A 20,430-nucleotide genomic window follows, 5' to 3' on the forward strand; every position below is an offset into this window, starting at 1 on the left:
GCGCCGGACATCTCCTGAATGTGAGTGATCATGTCGACTCCACGCTAGCGCATCGCGCGGCGGGTGTGCGGACTCGGTGACGATGCCGTATCACCTGGGCCGATGTACCGGGACGGGGAAGGCCGTCCGCGCTAGTATCGTCCTGCTCCGATGAATCCGGACAGAGTTCGCCTCTCGCCCGGTTCCCGGAGACGGTCCACACCGATCGTCACCCATCGAAAGAGAAAGGCCGACGAGCACTTTGGCAATCAATGATCCGCTCAGCGCTGCGGCGCGCGACGCCGTCAAGGACATCGCGACCCGCACATGGCAGAGCCTCCTCGGAATCGGCATCGCCTCGCTGATCCTCGGCGTCATCGTCCTGATCTGGCCGGCGGCGACACTTCTGGTGGTCGCCATTCTTTTCGGCATCTATCTGCTGATCTCGGGCATCTTCCAGGTCGCCGCGACCTTCGGAGTGCAGCACACCCACGGTTGGTGGCGCGTTCTCTCGTTCCTCTCCGGCGCCATCTCGATTCTGCTGGCCTTCGTGGCCTTCCGGAACATCGAGACCGCGGTGATTCTCCTGGCACTGTGGGTCGGTATCGGCTGGATCTTCCGCGGAGTCACCGAACTGTCGGTCTTCATGGACTCGGCGAGCGGCCTGCCCGGCCGTGGCTGGGGCATCTTCCTGGGAATCGTGACCGTGATCGCCGGCGGCATTCTGATCATCTGGCCCATCTCGTCGGTCGCCACCCTCACCGTCGTCTCGGGCATCATGCTCGTGGTGGTCGGCGCAGTCGAGATCGTGCACGCGTTCATGCTGCGGTCGAAGGTCAAGTCCGTCTGACACCGAACTGCGCAGGCACTGCCGGAAAACCTATCGCCCCCGACCCGCAGGTCGGGGGCGATATGCGTCGGTGGGGCCGATTGCCTTCCGCGGGACGCTCGCAGCGGGTAGCGTCGAATCCACTCGGTTGAAACGGCAGCCGAACTCCTGCCCGGAAGGCGCACCGCGCCCGGGCGTTCACATCATCACCGCACAGCGGGCTCCGGTCACGTGTGGCCACGCCTGGGTGCGGTCGGCGTTGAAGGAGCTCTGCCATGACCGACGACGGGTACGACCACGTGCGGGACCTGCTCGCGCAGCGCGAAGCGCTTCCCGCGGGGGATCCCCGCAGAAAGTGCCTTCGAGACGAGGCGGTGGTGGCGAGCCTCCCGCTCGCTCAGCACATCGCGCAGAGGTTCGGCGGCCGAGGGGAGTTCCACGACGACCTCGTGCAAGTGGCACGACTGGGACTGGTCCAGGCCGTCGACAGGTACGCGCCGTCTCGCGGGTCCGATTTTCTGTCATTCGCCGTCCCGACAGTGATGGGCGAGGTGCGCAGGCACTTCCGGGACCGGACCGCGGTCCTTCGCACTCCTCGCAGCATCAAGGAACTGTCATCGAGGATCGGGACGGCTGAAGGACGCCTGACGCACCGACTCCATCGGCTACCGACGCGTGCCGAGCTGGCGGCCGAACTGGATGCCGACCTCGCCGACATCGACGAAGCGCGGATGGCGGCCGCCGCATCGGCTCCGGCCTCGCTCGATCAGCCGGCGGGCGCAGCCGACGACCGATCCGCGATCGACCGGATCGGCCGTCCCGACCCGGCTTACGATCTGGTCGACGTCGCGCAGTCTCTCCGGCCGGCGCTCGCGCGACTGCGGCCGCGGGAGCGCCGCATCCTCGGTCTCCGATTCTTCGAAGACCTCTCGCAGAGCGCGATCGCCCAACGCACGGGGATGTCGCAGATGCATGTCTCTCGGCTGTTGCGTCAGTCGATCGCCACCTTGCGGCAGGAGTTGACGGCGACGTGATCGGCCCCGTGGTGCGCCGCGGTCAGTCGGCCGAGCCCACCGTCGCGGTGATCTCCACGGTGTTGCCGTCGGGATCGATGACCACAGCGTGCCCGGGAGTCGACGGATAGGGGGTCCGGGGCGACGAGGCGCCGAACGCGATCAGCCGCTCGACAGCGGCGGCGACGTCCTGAGTATCGAAGGCCGACAATCGGATCCGAGACTGCGGCCGCGGCGGCATCACGCGTCGCACGATGAGCTGGACGCGCCGGCCGTCATCGACCAGTTCGGCGCGATCGGAGTCCGCGTCCCCGACGGTGAGGTGCAGCGCTCTCGACCAGAAGTCCGCCAGAGTGTCGACGTGATCGGTCAGCAGTACGCATGGTTCGTCCGAGTCCAGCGCCAGCATGAGCTTCTCCTCTCGTTGTGAAACCCGCGACGGGCGGCGCGGCGTCAGGGTTCGAGGACGACCTTGACGTATCCGTCCGACTTCTCCTGGAACTTCCGGTACGCGTCTGCGGCGTCGTCTAGTGGCAGCCGATGCGAGGCGAAGCGGTCCACCCCGAGGGAATCGTCGTCGGTCAGCAGCGGCATGATGGCGTCGGTCCAGCGCTTCACATTGGCCTGTCCCATCCGGAGTTGCACCTGTTTGTCGAAGAGCTTGAACATCGGCATCGGGTCGATCGCACCGCCGTACACACCGGAGACGGAGACCGTTCCGCCTCGCCGGACCACGTCGCACGCGGTGTGCAACGCCGACATCCGGTCGACGCCGAAGGCGGTGTCGATCCGCCGACCGACCGCGTCGGGGAGCAGGCCCACGGCGTGCTGCAGAGCCTTCGCGACCGGTGATCCGTGCGCTTCCATGCCCACCGCGTCGATCACGGAGTCGGTGCCCCGGCCCGACGTCAGATCGCGCACCGCAGTAGCGACGTCGTCGTCGGCGGAGACCGTCTCGACTCCGTTCGCGTCGGCTCGGGCGAGCCGCTCAGGCACTCTGTCGACGCCGATCACGCGGATCCCGCGGTGCGCGGCGATGCGTGCGGCCATATCGCCGATCGGCCCCAGGCCGATCACGGCGAGCGACCCGCCGTCGGGAACGTCCGCGTACTCCACCGCCTGCCACGCTGTCGGCAGCACGTCGGAGAGGTAGCCGAACCGGCTGTCGGGAGGTCCGTCCGGCACCTTGATATGGGTGAAGTGGGCTTGGGGCACGCGGAGATACTCCGCTTGACCGCCGGCGACCGAGCCGTACAGCTCCGAGTAGCCGAACAACGCCGCGCCCGTCCCCTTTTCGCGGACCTGGGTGGTCTCGCATTGGGTGTAGAGCGATCTGTCGCACATGTAGCAACGACCGCAAGAGATCTGGAACGGGATGACGACGCGGTCACCGACTCGGAGGTCGCCGGTGTCGGCCCCCACCTCTTCCACGGTTCCCATCGCCTCGTGGCCGAGGACGTCCCCGGCCTTCATGAACGGCGCGAGGACCTCGTACAGGTGCAGGTCCGACCCGCAGATGTTGGTCGAACTGACGCGGATCACGGCGTCGGTCGGTTCTTCGATCCGCGGGTCGGGGACGGTCTCCACCCGGACGTCGCGTCGGCCCTGCCATGTGACGGCACGCATCGGGACTCCTCACTCGATAGACATGGTGTCCACGGTGTGGTTGCCCGGGTGCGCCCGGATCTAAACGTGCGCGCGGCGGTTCAGGCGTGCTCCGACCGGTCGCGACGGACGTGCTCGTGCGCGCTGAGCACGACTCGATCCAAGCTGGTTCGGGCGCGCGAGGGCATGTCGACGTCGACGAATCTCGACTCGATGGCGGCTGCGAGGGAGTACAGCTTCGTGTTCGACTCCTGCGAGCGCCAGACGAGTAAGTCGAAGGCCTGCTGGGCGTCGAGCCGGTAGACCAGCATCAGTGCGCCCTTGACCCGTTCGATCGTCGACCGCCGGCGGACCATTTCGTCGATGTCCATGTGGGCCCGCCCGGACGGCACCACCGCGCTGCCGCCTGCCGCAGTCCCGCTGTGCGATGCCGCGACGTAGAAGCCGAACGTGCCTTGTCGCCGACCGTCCGGATGTTGCAGTACGTCGGCGATGACGATAACCGGAATCACCGCGCCGCGGGTGTCGATGATGTGATGTTGACTGCTGAACGGCTCGCCGGCCCGCCGGACACGATCGATGAGGTCGGCCACTCGGTCTTTGTCGTCCGGGTGCTTGTGTCTGAGCAGCAGGTCGCTGGTCGGGACCACCGACTCGGCCGACTCGTAGCCGTGCAGGCGGGCCAACTGATCCGACCACTCCCAGCGGTCGTCATCGCGGTAATACCAGAACCGTCCGAACTGGAAGGTTTGGTCGACCGCGAGCCTGGGGTCGACGGGATCGGCGACGCCGTCGTGTCCTTGCACAGGAGTGTCCTCTTCGGAGTCGGTGCGGGCCGGGCCTGCACCTGTCGTCGGGCGGAGGGATTCGATCCGCCGTCGCGTCGACCGTAAGCGACTCGAGGGGTTAAAAGGCTCACCCCTAGGGGTGTACCGGAAATGGGTACGGTTGGGTATGGATCCGATTCGAGTAGCCCTCATCGACGACTACGACGTGGTGGTGCGGGGGCTGGCGACGATGCTCCGGCGGTACTCCGACCGCGTGCGCGTACAGGCGCTCTCGACCTCGGGCGAGGTCGCCGAGGACGTCGACATCGCGCTGTACGACTCCTTCGCCAATCCGCCGGCCGACCGTTCGATGATCTCCGACCTGGTCGCGAACCATCGGGTGCGCAAGGTGGTCGTGTACGCATGGGAGGTCTCGGAGCCGGCTGTCACTGCGGCCCTCGACAACGGTGCGGCCGCGCTCGTATCCAAGAAACTCCCCGCAGGGGAACTCGTGGACGCCTTGGAGCAGATCCACGCGGCGAAACCGTCCTCGACCGTCTTCGCGAGCCGGCAGGAGACCGCGGTGAGCAGTGCGGGCGACTGGCCTGGCCGGGAGGAGGGTCTCACCCAGCGGGAGGCCGAGGTACTGGCCCTCATCACGCAGGGGCTGAGCAATGCCGACATCGCCGACAGCACCGGGTTGTCGATCAATTCGGTGAAGACCTATATCCGCACGTGCTATCGCCGCATCGGTGTCACCACGCGTGCGCAGGCCGTTCTCTGGGGTGTGCACCACGGTTTCGTGCCCGACCGGCCGCGCCGAGGTCGAGGTGCTTAGTCTCCGTTTGCGGCCTCGGCGGTGCCGGTCGGCTTCCGCGGTCGCCGCCGACGATGGGAGGCGTCGCACAGCGGCGGCGTCGCGCTGAAGCCGCACGCGCAGACAGCCACCTGGAAACGGTCGCAGTGGAGCACCGATCCGTCCGGCCGCTGCACGTCGACCGGCCCCTCCACCAGAATCGGGCCTTTCGGCACCACTCGTACTCGGCGGCGTCCGTCGGTCATGCCGGCTCCGCTCGTCCCGGGCGGTCCCCGGTCCGCTGCGCCCGGATGACGACGATCGCTTCGTCGTCCGACTCAGGGTCGAGGAATCCCGACTCCACGAGGGCGTCGTGACGCGACCTGACGACGGGCCCGAACGGAATCCGTCGTTCGGACGTGACTTCGGTCCGCAGACCCGCGGCGCGCAGTGCGGCCACCGTGGCGTCGACGCCGGACAGTTCGGATTGCACGATTAACACCGTTCCACCGTCGGCGAGCAGCCCGGGCACGATGGCACACACCACGTCGAGCACGGCGCGGCCATCAGGGCCACCGTTCCACGCGTGCCGGGGCCCGACCGCCGACATCTCCGTGCCGGGCGGGGTCGGCACATAGGGCGGGTTGCACGTGATGACGTCGAAGCCGGTCTCGCTCACGTCCGCGAGATCGGCACAGACGGTCCGTACCTCGACCCCGGCGTCCGCGGCTGACCGGCGCGTTCGGGCCACCGCATGGCGGCAGGAATCGACGGCGGTGACCTGGGCGCCGGCCAGAGCGGCGGCAACGGCGACCGCGCCTGAACCCGTGCACAGATCCAACACGCGGAGTCCTGAGAGGTCTGCCGAGGTCAGTTCGTCGACCAGCAGAGCGGTGTCCTCCTGAGGTCGATAGACGTCCTGGACACGGTGCAGCGCGGACACGTCCGACGTGATCAGGAGCGAGTCGGTGACGGCGCTTCGCACTCCGAGGGGTCGCTGCCTCGATACGGACTCAGCTCTCGACGCGGTCGTGCTCATGGACAAACCTCCGGCCATCTGGGTACGAGCACACGGGCTCGTCGGTCGAGTGAGGAGTACCCCGCCGTGCGGCCGATCAACCGTCGGATGCGTCGGCCCGGGAATCGCGGCCCGCCTCGAACATCTCCTCGTAGACCTCAGCCGCCTCCGACAGCACCTGCGGAGCGAGGCGGGCGATGACGTCGACCCGGCGGACCAGCGGCTCGTGGTCGGGCCCGCGGCCCACCACCTCGCCGGCCAGAAGCCAGGCGTAGCGGTCGGGGGCGTCGAGTTCGGCATACTTGCGAATGCGTCGCGCGATCCACGGCTTCGGGCTCCGTGTCCACCACGGTTCGGGAGTCAGCGATGCGACCGACAACCCGGGCAACGTGAATGCCGCCTCGTAGTCGAGGCTCGGTCCGGCCTCCGCGTCCGTCGCCGGACCGTGTGAGTATCTGATGTACACCGGCTCGCGGTCGGCGATCTCGTCGACGACGTCGTCCAATGTCTCGAGCGTGCGCAGCCGGGGTGTCGGCGGCGGTTGACGGGTGAAAAGGGGAGCGGTGCTCCGTTGCGGGGTGTTCTCGTCGGCCATCGATCTCGCTCCGTCTCGCGTGTTTCGTTCAGTGCCTGATGAAGCATCGGGTACCCGACCGGGCGTCGGTCACGTCCTGCGATGGTTTGCTTTCGTTCAGGGAGGGTACTTCTGCCGTGGCGATGAAAGGCAGGTGATGCCCGATGTCCCGACCGGGATCGATTCGGGAACGCGTGATTGCGCGAATGCCGGAACCGCGCGGACCGATGTCCGAAGTCCTCATCGAAGCGATACGCGCGAAGGTCGACAGTCGTCCGTCCCGGATCGACGTGCCGGACGGGCTCGATCCGTGGGGCGACGATCTGCAGCTGTCGTTGACCGTGTGCCACGAATTGCACTATCGCGGGTGGGCCGACGCCGGGAGGGATTGCGAGTGGGACCCGGCAGTCATCGACGCGCGCGTCCGTCTCGAGGACCGGTTCCTCGACGCCGTGGCGGATCGGCTGTCGCCGCTGAGCGACGAAGGCACCGCCGATGCCGAACTCGACGCGCTCGCACGGGCCGTTCCCGAGGGAGCGACGGCGCATCTGCGCCGTCACGGCACCGAAGACGAGTTCGCCGACTATTTCAAGGCGCGCTCCATCTACCACTTGAAGGAGGCCGATCCCCACGCGTGGGCGATTCCCCGGCTGCGTCGAGATGCCAAGGCGGCCTTCGTGGCGGTGGAGTTCGACGAGTACGGCGGCGGACGCGGTGAGCGTGTTCACCAGGAGCTGTACGCCGATCTGCTGTCGGCCACAGGGCTCGACCACAGTTATCTCGGCTATCTCAACGACGCTCCCGCCGTGGTGCTGGCGACCGTGAACCTCATGTCGTGTCTCGCGCTGCGAGGCTCACGCCGCGGAGCGACGGTCGGACACTTCGCCGCCACGGAGATGACCTCGCCGGTGGGCTCGGCGTGGCTTCTCAAAGGACTCGAGCGGATCGACGCTCCGGAGGCGGCCCGGCATTTCTACCGTGAACACGTCGAGGCCGACGCCGTGCACGAGCTCGTGATGCGTGATCAAGTCGTCGCGCCGCTCATCGCCGACGAGCCGGATCTCGCCGACGACGTCGTGTTCGGGATCCGGGCCCTCCAGGCAGTGGAGAGCAGGCTGGACGATGCCTTCGTCGATGCATGGAACGCCGGGCGTTCGCTGATGCGGTGTTGACCGGCTTCGCCGTGTCGCCAGACCGGTGGTAAAACGAAGAGACCGCCTCGGTGAAGAGGCGGTCTCTCGTCGCTCCCCCAATTGGATTCGAACTAGTATGGGTACTGCCGGTAGGCGAGAGAATTGCCTGGTCAACTGGCATCGATAACCGCAGCAATATGCAAGAAACGGCATCCTGGGGCATCCTGGGTACCCACCAGGTACCCACTTCGTACCCACCGACTCCGACTCTGACAGGGGGATGGCATGGCCGAGTCGTTCGGCATCATCGACAAGCGCGGGAAGCGCTACCGCGCTCGCTACACCGCACCGGACCCGCACGGCCTCACCGGCCTCACCGCAGCGCAGCGTCGCATCTCAGCGCCGGGCACCTTCGAGACGAAGGCGGAGGCGCGCAGATGGCTGGCCAAGGTTGCAGCGTCGATCGCCGACGGCACGTGGAAGCATCCCGACGTCGAGCGCGCCGAGGCCGAAGCCGCCGAGGCCGAAGCACAGAAGCAAGCCGCTCGCGACGCACAGAAGTCAATCCCGGCGGGGGAGTACGCCGCGAAGTGGATCAGCACCAGAACGAACAGCAAAGGCGAGCCTCTCGCAGCGACGACCCGCTACAACTACCTGAACCTGTGGGAGCCGGCGAAGCCGAAGCGGCCTGGCCACCGCGCCAAACCGGCCGGACGTCTTCATGGATTCGCCGACATCCCTATCGACGCGATCACCGCCGAGATGGTCCGCGAGTGGCACATCACAGCGATGCGCAGCGGCAAATCAACTGCCGTCGCCCGTGCCTACGACCACCTGCGAGCTGTGCTCCACACCGCCGTCGAGGACGACCTCATCGACAGGAACCCGTGTCGCATCAAGGGTGCGTCGAGAACATCCACCGGCATCGAACGAACCCCGCCGACGGATGACGAACTCGCTGTCATCTTGGAGGCGATCCCGGACCGCTACATTCCGCTCGTCATCATGGCCGGCTTCGCCGGCCTGCGGTACGGGGAAGCGTCGGCCATGCGCGCTGGTGATCTAACCATCGAGCGCGATGAGAACGACGACGTCGACTGTGTCCGACTCGCTGTCGCCGAGGCGATCAGCTATGCGCCGACGACTGGTCGGCAGCGGGGCAAGACCAAAACGAGGAACTCTCGTGTCGTCCCCGTCTTCGGCGTCGATGCCGGTGTCCTCGCGGCCGCAGCCGAGGGGAAGGCGCCGGACGAGTTGCTCTGCCCGAGTGCGACGACCGGTGGACCGCTGCCGCACAGCACCTTCGCTGGCCACTGGGATGTCGCGCGAACGAAGGCGGGTCGGCCGGACCTTGCTTTCCACTCACTACGCGCATACGACGGCACGCGATTCGCGCAGACGGGCGCGACTCTGCGGGAGGTCATGGCAAGGCTGGGCCACACCACCATCGAAGCGGCGATGAGGTACCAGAAGGCCGGTACCCGCGACGACGAACTCGCGCGGAAGATGGCTCGGTAGCCAGCGAGTGGCCGCCCAGCGGCCACCACGGGGTCCGTGTCATACACGCCCGACCCCGGAGCCATGCCATGCCATCATCACCATTCCCCGCCGACGCCGTCGCCACCTGGTGGATCATCGAGCGACAGAACGGCCCCGACAGCGCATTCGGTCCCTTCGCCGACGTCGACGCAGCCGAGAGCTTCGCCGCTGAAGATCCGATCGCCGATGACCAGGTGGCTGCCGACTGCCTGGGGGAGTACGTCAAAAGCGCAAGTCTTGAGGATCTAGCCGCAGTCGGAGTCACCGACGTCTGGATCGTGACGTAAGGGCGGTCGCCCAGCGGCCACCCGCAGAAGGCCCGTAGAGCAGCCAACACTACCCATTGGTGATCTGCGTCACGATTAGAGCGCGTACTTGACATAAGGGTTATAATCGCGAACAGCCTCGAATATTAACTTTTGAGCGGTTGGTCATGTCCGCGTTATGTCGGATCATCCGCCCTTGCGAGCCTCCGTCACTCTGAGTACAAATGACGTCGCAGGCCGAAATCGCAGATCAGCGGCAACTTTCAATTCGCATCGACCCAACGTCGATGGTGGATCTGCTGACCGTTCTGACATTCTCCTCACTGTGGTGGGCGTCGGATGCTCGTCCGCTGTCTGAATGACTCTGCCTGTCCCGATCATTGCGCTTTGTCAGATGATTCGACATGGTGAATGTGTCCTTAGAGCCACATCGACACGAGGGGGAAGACATGCCGCAGCGTGCTCGCGCACCCGTGACACACTGGAGCAATGCCCGCGACCGATGCGCACCTGACGCCCGAACAGCGTCGTCGTCGCACCGTGCGTCGTGAGGCACTGGCCGCCGCCCTTGTGAAAGCTCGTCAGGCGGCCGGCCTGACGCAGACCGAGCTGGCCGAGGCCGCGGATATGAGCCGTTCGGCGGTCGCGCGCCTCGAAGCCGGTACAGCCAGCATCGGTTCGGATCGCTTGTGGGACCTCGCGATCGCACTCGGCATGCGCCCGTCGGCGCTGTTCGCGGCCGCAGAGGCCGACGCCGAGGCGCGCGACACCCTCGACGGCGTCTAGACACACGCTTTCCGTCGTCCACAGGACGACACCCATCGCCACCACTGTGACCGACGTGCCTCGTGCACGGTCGGCGATTCACCCATGCCCGAAGAGGTACAGCTATGTCTTCACCCGGCTCTGCCCAGCCGTTTGACTTCTACAGAACACTCAACCTCGACCCGTCGGCACCGCCGAACGCTCTTGCCGCGCAGCTGCACCAGCGCATCAGCCAGACGCCGCCCGGCCCCGGTCGCGACCAACTCCAGCAGGCTCTAGCGATCCTCGGTGACCCGGCCAAGCGACAGGCCTACGATGCGCGTCTGCGGAATCCACAGGCACCGCCGTGGACACCGCCTGAGCTTCATCAGCTCGCGCTCGGTGTCACGGGACCAACAGGTCCGCCGGCACCCCCGACGCGGCCCGGCCAGCCTCGACCGCCGGCGAAGTCGAATCGCGGTCGCCGCATCCTGCTCTTCGGGGGCGGCGCGTTCGTTCTGATCATCATCCTGTTCATCGGACTGGGCGCGATCGTCGGCGGTGGTTCGTCGTCGAACTGTGACGACATCGTCTTCATCGGTGCGGCCGGCTCCAGTCAGCGCGATGGCGAGAAGAAGGCCGCAGAGGACGGGATGGGTGGTTATGTCAACGACACCTATAAGAACCTGCTGTCCGACGCGAACAAGGTCGACAAAACTGTCGAGGTCCGCGTCGTCGACTACCCCGCTGCGGCAGTCAAACCTGGAACCGTCGCGTCAGGCGAGTTCACGCAGTCACTCAATCAGGGCACAGACGTGGCTACGACGATGATCAAAGATGCTGTCGCGCAGTGCTCAGATTCGAAGATCGTCGTCGCCGGCTACTCCCAGGGCGCGATGGTGTCGCATCGAGCCCTGCTCGCGGTCGAGCCGAGCGACCGGATCATCGGGATGCTGATCGCCGACGGTGATCGTCAACCCGACGACCCGAACGTGCTACGAGGCGGCAAAGCTGCTGCCAACACCGGTATCTCGTTCACCGAGTGGGGGCAGGCGCTGTCCGGCATCACTAACGACGGCTTGTTTCCCCAGGCGTGGAAGGGTCGCATCATCTCTTGGTGTATGACCGGCGACACCGTGTGCTCCAACGTGCCAGGGAAGATTGACTTCGACTTCGGAGCAGGGGCGGTCACTCACATGTACGGCTATAACCCGAATGACTGGCGTCCTCACCTCGCCAAGCTCGCACTCGAGTGAGCGGTGGCACCATGAACCACCCCCACTTGGGAGGAAGCGCCATGCCCGCGCATATCGATCTCTACCGAGCGCACGGTCTCGATCGGCACGGCTCGTGTATGCAGCTCGCGCAACAGCTCAAGGCGCAGCTCAAAGGCGCCGACCCTCGCGACACGGTCACGCGCGGTCGCATCGAGGTCGCCCGCGACATCCTCGGCGGCAAGAAGAGTCGCGAGTCCTATGACCGCCATCTGGCCGACCCGGGAGCTCCGACGATCACCGAGCCGGTGCTCGCCGGGATGGCGGCGAAGGCCAAGAAGAGCCGATCGAGCTGGGAGTGGGCGGCGGCGATCGGCGGCGCCATCGGCTGGTTTGCGGGCTGAGACACACCCAGCACCCACTGAACTTTCAGCACGACGTACCGACACGACAGGGGAACACCATGCCCGAACTCGGACCGAATCAACCGACCAACTATTACCACGCGCTCGGCCTGGACCCGGCCGCTCCGCACGACGAACTGCTGGCGCAGCTCCAGCAACGAATCGCCCTGACACAGCCTGGACCCGAACGAGGCTACGCCGAGCAAGCGCGGGCCGTCCTCGCCGATCTCGGAAAGCGGCGCATCTACGACCAGCGGTTGCACAACCCGAACACGAATCCGTGGACTCCCGGCGAACTGCATGAGCTGGCCATAGCGCAGCCGACCGAGTCGACCGCCGGGCTTCTCACGCAGCTAAAGGCAGCGCCGACACGGATCATGGCCATCGTCGCGGGCGCACTCCTGATCGTCCTGGTCATCATCGTCACCGCGGTCGCGTGCACCGGCGGGAGCGCCGACGTCGCAAGTGACCTCGAGAAGACCTCTGAGGTCTCGCCGCACTCCGAAGCCAGCGACAACGCAGATTCCAACACCGACCCCGCCGACTGCACCGTGCTCACCGGCAACCGTCGCTGGGACATCTTCGGCAAACTCCAGAGCAGCGGCGGCGCCGTGCGGCTGCTCACCGAGTACCGCATCCCGCTGCCCAACACCCCGACGCCGAATATCGAGAGCGCACCGATTTTCCTCGCCGACGGCGGGTTGGCCTTCTTCTACGACTACCCCGACCAGGACAAGAAGGTCTCCGTCGCCGAGATCTCCTCGTCCGGCGAGGTCACCACGCGGGTGGTCAGCGACCGGATCGGCGAGTTCCCCGACAAGTACCTCGAGCGCACGAACAACGTCATGGGGCGGAAGATCGTCAACACCACCGTCGTCGCGGGAGCACCCGACATCAAGTTCGGCGCCTTCGTCGACGACCCGACCGAGAGCTCCATCCAGACCGACCGCCGGATCTTCTACTCGCTCGACAAGCGCGACCCGTCCAAGGTCATCGTCGTCCTGCCGGGCTACTTCTACGAGGGCGGCCAGAAGATCAACGGGATCTTCAAGGTCTACATCGGCGAGGCCCTCGAGACCGACGACCCGCAGTCCTGCGTGGTGAAGTGATCTGACATCGCTGTCGGCCAGCGGTACCGAGCACCCACACGAGATCGCCGCCCAGCACGATCGCCACGAACAAGGAGACATGAAATGCCCAGCATCAAGACCCGCATCGCCACTGTGGCCACCGCCGCGGCCATCGCCACCGGCGGCCTCGTTGCCGCGGTTCCAGCCCAGGCTCAGGCCGCACCGGGCGGCATCGCGACCGGCAATTACTGGTACGAAGCCTTCGCCTACGGCGTCATCCCATCCGGAAAGGCGCCCGCGCGCGTCGCGAACGGTCGACTGACCATCTACGGCGGCTTCGGCATGAAGAACGTCAAGCGCATCCACGCTACCCCGCGCGGCGCGTACGTCGACCAGGACGGTTTCCAGCGCCACGTCTACAAGCGGACCGGGAATCACCGCTACCACGCGACGATCATGTGGGGCGCCGTGCCCATCGGCCACAGCGTGCTTACGCCGCGCCGCTGACCGCCGCCAACTGACCGCGAAGGCCGCCGCTGCCACACGGCGCGGCGGCCTTCGTTGTCCCTACCTGTCGAAATGCTTTGGGGGAAGCCATGGCCGACGCCCGATTCGCCTCGCTCGACCGCCTTCAGACCGCATTGGTCGCGCTGGTCGCCGCGGCCACGACGACGCTTGTCCAGCTCGCGCTGCTCATCACCATCGACCTGCGTGCAACTGACCGCGGCACATCCCTGCGCGACGTGCTCACGAAGTGGGACGCGCAGTGGATGATGAACATCGCCGACCGCGGATACTTTGGACCGCCGATCGACCAATCGGTCGCGTTCTTTCCGGGCTACCCGGTGCTCGTCCGTGCCGTCGGCGCTCCGCTGGCGGTGTTCGGCGTACCCGACGCGACGCTGACCACCGCAATCGGCGTCTCCGCGCTGGCCTCGCTCGCCGCCGCCGTCGGCCTTGCGTTCCTCGCCCTCGACATCTGGTCACGTCTTGGCCGACCGATCACCCTGGCGACGCTTATCGTCGTGCCGGTGGCCGCCGGTGTCATCTTCTCCGGTGCGCCCATGTCGATCATTTACTGGATGCCCTACAGCGAGGCCACCTTCACCGCGCTGGCCGTATGGTCGCTGGTCGCGATGATCCGGCATCGCTACCTCACCGCGGGCGTGCTCGTCCTGCTCGCCGGCGTCACCCGGCTGACCGGTGTAGCGCTGGTCGCGACGCTCGTCGTCGCCGCGCTCGTGCAGCTCATCTGCTGGTGGCGTCGACGTCACGAGTCCGATACCCGGTTCCCGTGGCGCGCCGCGGTCGCGCCCGTCATCGGCGGCACCGGCATCGCTGCCTACCTGACGTGGGCGAGTGTCCAGACCGCTTACTTCGGAGGGTATTTCGCGGTCCAAGACAGGGGATGGAACAGCGAGTTCGACGGCGGCCGAGCCACAATGCAGTGGCTGCGCGACACACTCGGCGACGGCTTCGTCGACCCGGTGACCACCGGCTACACGATCAGCTCGTGGGCCATGGTCGTGGTCGGGGTCCTGCTGCTGGCGTCGCTGTGGCCGCTGCTGCGCGGTTGGCTGCCCTGGCAGGTCTGGTTGACCGCAGTCCTCCTGGCGGTGATCGTCTTGGGCTCGGACGGCGTGATGCACAGTCGCCCGCGCTTGCTGCTCCTGGCGACGGCACTGCTTCTCCTGCCGTTCGTCGTCCGCGCGGTGCACCTTGCTGCGAGTATGAACGGCTGGCGCCGGTGGGCGACGTCGACCGCGCTAGTCGTCGCTGGTGCTGGTTGGTGCGCGATGGGATTCTGGGCCTCCGCGCACATGCTCGTCGACTTCAGGTACGGAATTTGACACTCATCACCACTACGAAGAAGGAGGCCCGACGTGGGCACGTACGACAGCATTGAACTTCATGGGATCGACTTTCAGACGAAGGCCTTGGGTCGCGGTCTGGCGACGTACCGGATCGGTGACGAGGTCCGCCTTGAGACCTACGCCAACTCCGAGGAGGAGGCCGCGGTCGCACGTACATACCTGTACGACGAGGTGCCCCGGCGGTACGCGTTCGAGGCAGTGGCCCGTGTGCACTTCGTGGTGGAAGACGGACGGATCGTCGGGCTGGCAGACGAGATGACGTTGTACGACGAGATGGGCACCGACGTCTTCAACATATACGGCCGCGACGAACACGACGAGATTCATAAGCTTTTGCCCGGCGCGTTCGAGCCAGAACGACCGCCACGCACGATGCACCCCGGACAGCCGCCGCTGGAAAGCCTTCCGAAGCGCCCCCGTCGCCCCGGGAGCACGAACGACTCGCTCGACTTCTTGCTAGAGGAGGACTGACACATCGCTATCACCTACGCCATCCCCGACATCCACGGTTGCCTGCCCGAGCTGCGCGAGACCCTGGCCAGGGTCGAACTGACTGACCCGACGACGACGCTGGTGTTCCTCGGCGACTACGTCGACCGCGGGTCGGACTCGGCCGGCGTGGTCGCGGCCGTCAAGGAGGTGTGCGACGACCACCCAGGCCAGGTGGTCGCGTTGGCCGGCAACCACGAGACCTGGTTCATCAACTGGCTTGATGACGATGACGAGGACGCCTCATGGCTGCTCGCCGACCTCGGGTTCCGGACCGTGCGTTCGTTCCTCCCGGCCGACGTGTATGAACGGGTAGCCGCCGAGCTGGCCGAGGCCATCGAGGGTGGGAGCATCGACGCCGACCTCGCCGGTCAGGTGAACGCGGCCATCAAGCGCGAGATCGTCAGTCGTCATGGTGATCTGATCGCCTGGCTGCGGCGCCGACCGATGTTCCACGAGACCGACACCCACCTCTACGTTCACGCCGGAGTGGACGAGGCGGCTGGCCGCATGTGGAAGTCGATGACGCCCACCGAGATGCTGAACGAGAAGTTCCCGCCGACGCTCGGGCCAAACCGCATCGGGAAGATCATCGTGGCCGGCCACACGGGGGTCGGAGCGCTGCACGCGAAGCAGGGGCGCTTGAAGTGCTGGGATCCGTACGTTGACGCCGGGCACGTGTACCTCGACGGACGGGTGGAGACGACCGGCGTGCTGAACGTCATGAAGTACGACGCGAAGACGCGTGAGACGACGTTCCTGTGATCGCGCGGTCCTGCACCTCGCCGGCCGACGGTTGGCGAGGTGCAGTCGTCTTCTTCCGTGGCCATGCTCACCGCTCCTCACGAGCACACGTTGGCCAACCTCATATGTCAGCTGTCCGTGATTGAATCCGATGAAGCGACTCGCTCGCACCCCGTCGACGAGCCTGCGCGAGTTCTCTACGATGGATCAGTGTTGTCAGTGAGGCGGATGGTGCAAAGTGACTGATTCTGACCTACGGCAGGTCTCTGTGATCGATCTCTTCAGTGGGGCCGGCGGACTGTCGCTCGGGCTTCGGCAAGCTGGAATGGAGATCGCAGCCGGCATCGACATCGAGGAGTCGTGCCGCTATGCCTACGAGTCCAACATCGAGGCTCCGTTCCTGGCGGCCGATGTGCGAGACGTGACTGGCGACATGCTCAACCGGACGTGGGCCCCTGGACACATCCGTCTGCTGGCCGGCTGTGCTCCGTGTCAGCCATTCTCGGCGTATCGGCGCGGTGCCGACACCAGCAGCGAGGCAAGCTGGCCCCTTCTCGACGAGTTCGCGAGGTTGGTTTCGGAGTCGAGACCAGAGCTTGTCACGATGGAGAATGTGCCTCGTATCGGCAGTTCTGCCGTGTTCGGACGGTTCGTGGCCAGTCTCGAGTCTCTCGGATATCACGTCACGTGGGAGACCTGCTACGGCCCGCTGTTCGGACTGCCGCAGCATCGCAGGCGCCTTGTGCTCCTTGCCTCGCTCCTCGGCCCGATCGACAACCCCGCTCCCACGAACCCCGATCCGGCCGAAGTGTCCGTGCGAGCGGCGATCTCGGGGCTTCCGCGAGTGGAGGCAGGTGCGAGCGATCCGTCTGACCCGATGCACAAGGCACGCGGGCTCTCGCCGGTGAACCTCAAGCGGATCCGGGCGAGCACACCGGGCGGTACGTGGGAGGACTGGCCAGAGGAGCTCCGCGCACCCTGCCATCGGAAGAGCTCCGGTGCCACTTTCCGGAACGTGTACGCCCGCATGACATGGGACGACCCGTCCCCGACGATCACCACGCTGGCGCACAACTTCGGGACAGGCCGGTTCGGACATCCGGAGCAGGACCGTGCGATCACCCTCCGCGAGGCCGCGGTCCTCCAGGGCTTCCCGACCAGCTACGTGTTCGTCGCTCCGGGGCAACCGATCTACATGACCACCGTCGGCCGGATGATCGGAAACGCGGTGCCGCCCCCGATCGCGAGAGCAGCTGGTGAGCATCTTCTCGCCCATGTCCGCCACACCTCGGTCGCCTGACGACGGCCTGTGGGACCCTTGCCGCATGGGTAAGTTCAAGATGCGGGTCGACTTCTCGGTCCTCGATTCACTCGGCATCAACCTGTACAGCAATGCGGCCGCGGTGTTGTCAGAGCTGGTCGCCAACGCGTATGACGCTGACGCGACCAGAGTGGACATCAATTGGGACCAAGGTGATAAAGACGCGGTCATAGTGCGAGACGACGGGTGCGGCATGTCCGTCGATGAGATGAACGAACGCTTCCTCACCGTCGGATACCGCAAGCGAGATCCCAAGAACGAGGGTGACACCTCGCCTAGGTGGGGGCGGCCGTTCATGGGGCGAAAAGGCATCGGGAAGCTCTCGGTATTCTCCATCGCCAATGTCGTTACCGTGTACTCCACCAAGAACGGCCAGACCAACGCCTTCAGCATCGACGTCGATGTACTTCGCGAGACCATGGAAGTCGGTGGGGACTATGAACCAGTCGATGTCACCGACATCCCGGACGCGTACGCGACCCAGGGCACTGTTCTGGAGTTGACCTCACTCCGTTCGAAGCGGATGGACCTCACGATCAACTCACTCAGGAAGCGATTGGCCCGCCGGTTCGACGTACTTGACGAGACCCCGCCGGAGAAGGGTGGCTTCGCGATTGCAATCAACGGCAATCGAATCAACTGGGCGGACCGTCAAGAGCTGAAGAAGCTGCAGTTCATCTGGGAGTTCGGTGACGACAAGCTCCCTGACTCAGTCCTGCCGAGCGATGTCGAACGGTTCGACCTCCCTAACGTGGTTGACGCGTCACGTGACTGGAAGATATCAGGATGGTTCGGTACCGCGAAGAAGCCAACCGACCTCACCGATGACGCAGAGGCCGGCTCGTTGAAGAACATCATCGTTCTCGCTCGGAAGAGGCCCATTCAAGAAGGGATCATCGAGAAACTCGACTTCAGTCGAGTGTTCGGCAACTACGTGACAGGTCAGGTTGAAGCTGACTTCCTCGACATTAACGACTTGGAAGACATCGCGACGAGTGACCGACAGCGGCTGATCGAGGACGATCCTCGAGTTCAAGCCCTGCAGGAGTTTCTCCGCAAGGCCTTCGTCAACGCCGCTGACACCTGGTCGAAGCGCAGGCCGAAGAAGGAGGCCCCAGATGTCATGGGCAAGTACCCCAAGATCAAAGAGTGGGTTGAACACCTCGACGATTATCAGAAGCAGTACGCGGAGAAGATGATCGGCACGATCGCCAGTCTCGATTTCGAACCCGGTGCTGAAGCTCAGCGCATCGACCTATTCAGGTCAGGCATCCTCGCCTTCGCGCGCGTCGGGCTGAGGAAGGCGACGGACGACCTCGATGCGCTGTCCAAGGTGACCGCCGCGGACATCTTGCCGTTGCTCGGGAAGCAGTCTGAGTACGAAGCCGGACTCTGGGTGGACATCTTGAAGTCCAGGGTCGAGGCCATTGAGCAGTTTCAGAATCTGACGGAAGCCGATGAGAAGGAGAGGGTTCTCCAGGCTCATCTTTTCAATCACCTTTGGCTCCTCGATGCCTCCTGGGAGCGTGCCGTCGGCAGCGACCGCATGGAGGAGAGTCTGAAGAAGATGGCTGCCGGCGAGTTCGACCTGGACGCAGCCGGGATGAACGAACGGGACCGAGTCGACATCCGCTATGCGACGATGGCGGGCAAGCACATTATTGTTGAGCTGAAGCGGTACAGCGTGAAGGCCGATATTGACGACCTCAAAGAGCAGGGCGGTAAGTACGGTTACGCGTTGAAGGAGGTTCTCAAGGCCCGCGGGGAAGAAGATCCGGACATCGAAGTCGTCTTCGTCCTAGGTCAGGCTCCGAAGGTAACAGCTCAAGTGATGAAGGATGACAAGGATTACATAGCCTCGACCTTGGCAATGGTGAACGGAAAGGTTCGCCTTTATGATCAGCTCATCGAGAATGCGGTGGCCCAGTACGAGGATTACTTGCAGGCATCTACCGACGCCCGGGAGCTCGACGATCTGCTCGGCTCTATCGAGAGAGTCGGTGAAGACGACGGCGATGACGGCCCCGAAACGAAGGCCGATGGATCCAAGACCAAGAATTGACGCGGTGGCGCGGTGTACTGGCTGACTAGCGAGTAACGCCCGTGTCGACTCCCATCATCCGCTACGTCACCGAGCGAGTCGTTGAGGAGGTGCTTCTTCATCGCGTCGCGTCATGACTTCTTGGGCATTCGTGAATGGACCTCGACCAGCGCGGACTCCAGACGCTGCTGCGCCGCGTACCCCGACACGTCGAGCCATCGCCACACCGCCCACAGGAGCGCGTGGGCCGCGGCCTCGACCGTCTCGGTGATGAACGCTGGGTCCGGCAGCCGCCGTGTGCGGAAGTGTCCCGGTTCGTACTCCTCGCCGAGCGCGACGTCATAGCCCTCCATGCCGAACCAGTACTGCCCGTGGGCAGCCCCGCTCGCGGCGTTCCACAGGTAGCACCACCGCGCGGGGTCGCGGCCGACGGCTTCCGCTGCCTTGCGTACGAGGCTCTCGTATCCGGGCGGCCGGTTCGCCGGCGAACCCAGCCTGACCTCTGCTGCCCGCTCCCGCGTCGTGGTCATGCGATCTTCGATCAGATCGACGCGATAGCCCCCGGCCTCCTGCGCTTGGAGCTGGTAGCTGAAGTCCTTGTACATCAGCCGCAGTGACCGCTCAGCGCACTCGCGCTCGTCGTCGACGGCGTCGAGGATCCACAGCGCGTGCGCCGCGGATTCCAGGCCGGCCCGCCCCATCATCACGTACGACAGGTAGCGGACGTGGTTGATGTCGCCCTCCTTGAAGTCGTACGGCGCGACGAGGTCCGCGAACAGCAGCAGGTGCTCGATGCCGGCCGTAAGGTACGAGCGCGACCACACCGAGACCTTCTCCCAGCGGTACAACTGGTCGATCTCAGCGAGCAGACTCCCCGGTGCCGGGTCCACGGCCCCGTCCATCGCCAGCTCGCAGCTCCGGATCGAGTATGTCGCCTCAGCCCAGCGTCGCTGGTGCTCCTCGGCGAGCAGATTAGTCGGGACCGTCATCGGGCAATCCTCTCAGACTCC

General features: G+C 65.5%; 24 protein-coding genes. 17 read left to right on the forward strand and 7 right to left on the reverse strand.

All coding sequences use genetic code 11. The features are described from left to right. Positions 1–241: 241 nt before the first annotated feature. Complete coding sequence (locus tag ABFX36_RS06795) at positions 242–829, forward strand: HdeD family acid-resistance protein (protein ID WP_006895167.1); 588 nt, start codon at positions 242–244, stop codon at positions 827–829. Between the two features lie 254 nt (positions 830–1,083). Next, positions 1,084–1,842, forward strand: coding sequence for a SigB/SigF/SigG family RNA polymerase sigma factor (locus ABFX36_RS06800; RefSeq protein WP_052692385.1), 759 nt, complete (start codon positions 1,084–1,086; stop codon positions 1,840–1,842). Positions 1,843–1,864: 22 nt separating this feature from the next. Here the strand turns inward: ABFX36_RS06800 and ABFX36_RS06805 are convergent, their stop codons facing one another. The 3 genes from ABFX36_RS06805 to ABFX36_RS06815 all read right to left on the reverse strand — a co-directional run bounded on the left by ABFX36_RS06805 (position 1,865) and on the right by ABFX36_RS06815 (position 4,232). After that, the gene (locus ABFX36_RS06805; protein WP_346075541.1) at positions 1,865–2,230 is read right to left on the reverse strand and encodes a VOC family protein; all 366 of its coding nucleotides are present in this window, start codon (positions 2,228–2,230) and stop codon (positions 1,865–1,867) included. Positions 2,231–2,274: 44 nt separating this feature from the next. Then, positions 2,275–3,447 carry a zinc-dependent alcohol dehydrogenase gene (locus tag ABFX36_RS06810; RefSeq protein WP_346075543.1) on the reverse strand — a complete coding sequence of 391 codons (1,173 nt, stop codon included), beginning with the start codon at positions 3,445–3,447 and terminating at the stop codon, positions 2,275–2,277. A gap of 80 nt (positions 3,448–3,527) precedes the next feature. Continuing rightward, positions 3,528–4,232, reverse strand: a complete 705-nt coding sequence (locus ABFX36_RS06815; protein WP_062366614.1) for a PAS and ANTAR domain-containing protein — start codon at positions 4,230–4,232, stop codon at positions 3,528–3,530. 148 nt (positions 4,233–4,380) lie between these two features. Between ABFX36_RS06815 and ABFX36_RS06820 the strand changes: the two genes are divergently transcribed. After that, positions 4,381–5,031 carry a response regulator transcription factor gene (locus tag ABFX36_RS06820; protein ID WP_006895172.1) on the forward strand — a complete coding sequence of 217 codons (651 nt, stop codon included), beginning with the start codon at positions 4,381–4,383 and terminating at the stop codon, positions 5,029–5,031. Here the strand turns inward: ABFX36_RS06820 and ABFX36_RS06825 are convergent. The 3 genes from ABFX36_RS06825 to ABFX36_RS06835 form a co-directional block, all read right to left on the reverse strand. Beyond that, positions 5,028–5,255, reverse strand: coding sequence for a CDGSH iron-sulfur domain-containing protein (locus ABFX36_RS06825; protein ID WP_006895173.1), 228 nt, complete (start codon positions 5,253–5,255; stop codon positions 5,028–5,030). The genes ABFX36_RS06820 and ABFX36_RS06825 overlap by 4 nt on opposite strands. Continuing rightward, positions 5,252–5,974, reverse strand: coding sequence for a HemK2/MTQ2 family protein methyltransferase (locus ABFX36_RS06830; protein WP_233500066.1), 723 nt, complete (start codon positions 5,972–5,974; stop codon positions 5,252–5,254). Before ABFX36_RS06830 ends, ABFX36_RS06825 begins: the two co-directional genes overlap by 4 nt. A 130-nt stretch (positions 5,975–6,104) precedes the next feature. Then, positions 6,105–6,602, reverse strand: coding sequence for a DUF6098 family protein (locus ABFX36_RS06835; protein WP_006895175.1), 498 nt, complete (start codon positions 6,600–6,602; stop codon positions 6,105–6,107). 143 nt (positions 6,603–6,745) lie between these two features. Between ABFX36_RS06835 and ABFX36_RS06840 the strand changes: the two genes are divergently transcribed. From ABFX36_RS06840 to ABFX36_RS06905, 14 genes are all read left to right on the forward strand, one after another. Beyond that, the gene (locus tag ABFX36_RS06840) at positions 6,746–7,753 is read left to right on the forward strand and encodes an iron-containing redox enzyme family protein (RefSeq protein ID WP_006895176.1); all 1,008 of its coding nucleotides are present in this window, start codon (positions 6,746–6,748) and stop codon (positions 7,751–7,753) included. A 246-nt stretch (positions 7,754–7,999) separates the two neighbouring features. Further along, complete coding sequence (locus ABFX36_RS06845) at positions 8,000–9,232, forward strand: site-specific integrase (protein WP_346075548.1); 1,233 nt, start codon at positions 8,000–8,002, stop codon at positions 9,230–9,232. 68 nt (positions 9,233–9,300) lie between these two features. Beyond that, the gene (locus tag ABFX36_RS06850; RefSeq protein ID WP_346075550.1) at positions 9,301–9,540 is read left to right on the forward strand and encodes a hypothetical protein; all 240 of its coding nucleotides are present in this window, start codon (positions 9,301–9,303) and stop codon (positions 9,538–9,540) included. Positions 9,541–9,743: 203 nt separating this feature from the next. Next, on the forward strand, positions 9,744–9,881 hold the full coding sequence (locus ABFX36_RS06855; protein WP_346075552.1) for a hypothetical protein: 138 nt from the start codon (positions 9,744–9,746) through the stop codon (positions 9,879–9,881). A gap of 127 nt (positions 9,882–10,008) precedes the next feature. Further along, the gene (locus ABFX36_RS06860) at positions 10,009–10,305 is read left to right on the forward strand and encodes a helix-turn-helix domain-containing protein (protein ID WP_346075554.1); all 297 of its coding nucleotides are present in this window, start codon (positions 10,009–10,011) and stop codon (positions 10,303–10,305) included. Between the two features lie 104 nt (positions 10,306–10,409). Then, positions 10,410–11,519 carry a cutinase family protein gene (locus ABFX36_RS06865; protein ID WP_346075556.1) on the forward strand — a complete coding sequence of 370 codons (1,110 nt, stop codon included), beginning with the start codon at positions 10,410–10,412 and terminating at the stop codon, positions 11,517–11,519. Between the two features lie 41 nt (positions 11,520–11,560). Then, on the forward strand, positions 11,561–11,881 hold the full coding sequence (locus ABFX36_RS06870; protein ID WP_346075558.1) for a hypothetical protein: 321 nt from the start codon (positions 11,561–11,563) through the stop codon (positions 11,879–11,881). Between the two features lie 59 nt (positions 11,882–11,940). Beyond that, complete coding sequence (locus tag ABFX36_RS06875; RefSeq protein WP_346075560.1) at positions 11,941–12,990, forward strand: hypothetical protein; 1,050 nt, start codon at positions 11,941–11,943, stop codon at positions 12,988–12,990. Positions 12,991–13,074: 84 nt separating this feature from the next. Further along, the gene (locus ABFX36_RS06880; RefSeq protein WP_346075562.1) at positions 13,075–13,458 is read left to right on the forward strand and encodes a hypothetical protein; all 384 of its coding nucleotides are present in this window, start codon (positions 13,075–13,077) and stop codon (positions 13,456–13,458) included. Between the two features lie 89 nt (positions 13,459–13,547). After that, complete coding sequence (locus ABFX36_RS06885) at positions 13,548–14,801, forward strand: mannosyltransferase family protein (protein WP_346075564.1); 1,254 nt, start codon at positions 13,548–13,550, stop codon at positions 14,799–14,801. 33 nt (positions 14,802–14,834) lie between these two features. Then, complete coding sequence (locus ABFX36_RS06890) at positions 14,835–15,296, forward strand: hypothetical protein (protein WP_346075566.1); 462 nt, start codon at positions 14,835–14,837, stop codon at positions 15,294–15,296. Between the two features lie 30 nt (positions 15,297–15,326). Then, complete coding sequence (locus ABFX36_RS06895; protein ID WP_346075701.1) at positions 15,327–16,079, forward strand: metallophosphoesterase; 753 nt, start codon at positions 15,327–15,329, stop codon at positions 16,077–16,079. A gap of 247 nt (positions 16,080–16,326) precedes the next feature. Continuing rightward, the gene (locus ABFX36_RS06900; RefSeq protein ID WP_346075703.1) at positions 16,327–17,358 is read left to right on the forward strand and encodes a DNA cytosine methyltransferase; all 1,032 of its coding nucleotides are present in this window, start codon (positions 16,327–16,329) and stop codon (positions 17,356–17,358) included. 25 nt (positions 17,359–17,383) lie between these two features. Continuing rightward, positions 17,384–19,441: a BbrUII/HgiDII family restriction enzyme gene (locus ABFX36_RS06905; RefSeq protein ID WP_346075568.1), complete on the forward strand. Its 2,058-nt coding sequence runs from the start codon at positions 17,384–17,386 to the stop codon at positions 19,439–19,441. Between the two features lie 110 nt (positions 19,442–19,551). Here ABFX36_RS06905 and ABFX36_RS06910 read toward each other — a convergent pair whose 3' ends face one another. Then, positions 19,552–20,409, reverse strand: coding sequence for a hypothetical protein (locus ABFX36_RS06910; protein ID WP_346075570.1), 858 nt, complete (start codon positions 20,407–20,409; stop codon positions 19,552–19,554). Positions 20,410–20,430 lie beyond the last annotated feature (21 nt).

It is taken from the genome of Gordonia cholesterolivorans, assembly GCF_039531975.1.
Taxonomy (GTDB): Bacteria; Actinomycetota; Actinomycetes; order Mycobacteriales; family Mycobacteriaceae; genus Gordonia; species Gordonia sihwensis.

Excerpts from the sequence above, each read along its gene's own strand:
- ABFX36_RS06910 (WP_346075570.1), bottom strand. The coding sequence starts at position 20,409 with ATGACGGTCCCGACTAATCTGCTCGCCGAGGAGCACCAGCGACGCTGG.
- ABFX36_RS06880 (WP_346075562.1), top strand. The coding sequence starts at position 13,075 with ATGCCCAGCATCAAGACCCGCATCGCCACTGTGGCCACCGCCGCGGCC.
- ABFX36_RS06805 (WP_346075541.1), bottom strand. The coding sequence starts at position 2,230 with ATGCTGGCGCTGGACTCGGACGAACCATGCGTACTGCTGACCGATCAC.
- ABFX36_RS06860 (WP_346075554.1), top strand. The coding sequence starts at position 10,009 with ATGCCCGCGACCGATGCGCACCTGACGCCCGAACAGCGTCGTCGTCGC.
- ABFX36_RS06870 (WP_346075558.1), top strand. The coding sequence starts at position 11,561 with ATGCCCGCGCATATCGATCTCTACCGAGCGCACGGTCTCGATCGGCAC.
- ABFX36_RS06865 (WP_346075556.1), top strand. The coding sequence starts at position 10,410 with ATGTCTTCACCCGGCTCTGCCCAGCCGTTTGACTTCTACAGAACACTC.
- ABFX36_RS06845 (WP_346075548.1), top strand. The coding sequence starts at position 8,000 with ATGGCCGAGTCGTTCGGCATCATCGACAAGCGCGGGAAGCGCTACCGC.
- ABFX36_RS06905 (WP_346075568.1), top strand. The coding sequence starts at position 17,384 with ATGGGTAAGTTCAAGATGCGGGTCGACTTCTCGGTCCTCGATTCACTC.
- ABFX36_RS06855 (WP_346075552.1), top strand. The coding sequence starts at position 9,744 with ATGACGTCGCAGGCCGAAATCGCAGATCAGCGGCAACTTTCAATTCGC.
- ABFX36_RS06885 (WP_346075564.1), top strand. The coding sequence starts at position 13,548 with ATGGCCGACGCCCGATTCGCCTCGCTCGACCGCCTTCAGACCGCATTG.
- ABFX36_RS06875 (WP_346075560.1), top strand. The coding sequence starts at position 11,941 with ATGCCCGAACTCGGACCGAATCAACCGACCAACTATTACCACGCGCTC.
- ABFX36_RS06850 (WP_346075550.1), top strand. The coding sequence starts at position 9,301 with ATGCCATCATCACCATTCCCCGCCGACGCCGTCGCCACCTGGTGGATC.
- ABFX36_RS06800 (WP_052692385.1), top strand. The coding sequence starts at position 1,084 with ATGACCGACGACGGGTACGACCACGTGCGGGACCTGCTCGCGCAGCGC.
- ABFX36_RS06820 (WP_006895172.1), top strand. The coding sequence starts at position 4,381 with ATGGATCCGATTCGAGTAGCCCTCATCGACGACTACGACGTGGTGGTG.
- ABFX36_RS06840 (WP_006895176.1), top strand. The coding sequence starts at position 6,746 with ATGTCCCGACCGGGATCGATTCGGGAACGCGTGATTGCGCGAATGCCG.
- ABFX36_RS06810 (WP_346075543.1), bottom strand. The coding sequence starts at position 3,447 with ATGCGTGCCGTCACATGGCAGGGCCGACGCGACGTCCGGGTGGAGACC.
- ABFX36_RS06825 (WP_006895173.1), bottom strand. The coding sequence starts at position 5,255 with ATGACCGACGGACGCCGCCGAGTACGAGTGGTGCCGAAAGGCCCGATT.
- ABFX36_RS06835 (WP_006895175.1), bottom strand. The coding sequence starts at position 6,602 with ATGGCCGACGAGAACACCCCGCAACGGAGCACCGCTCCCCTTTTCACC.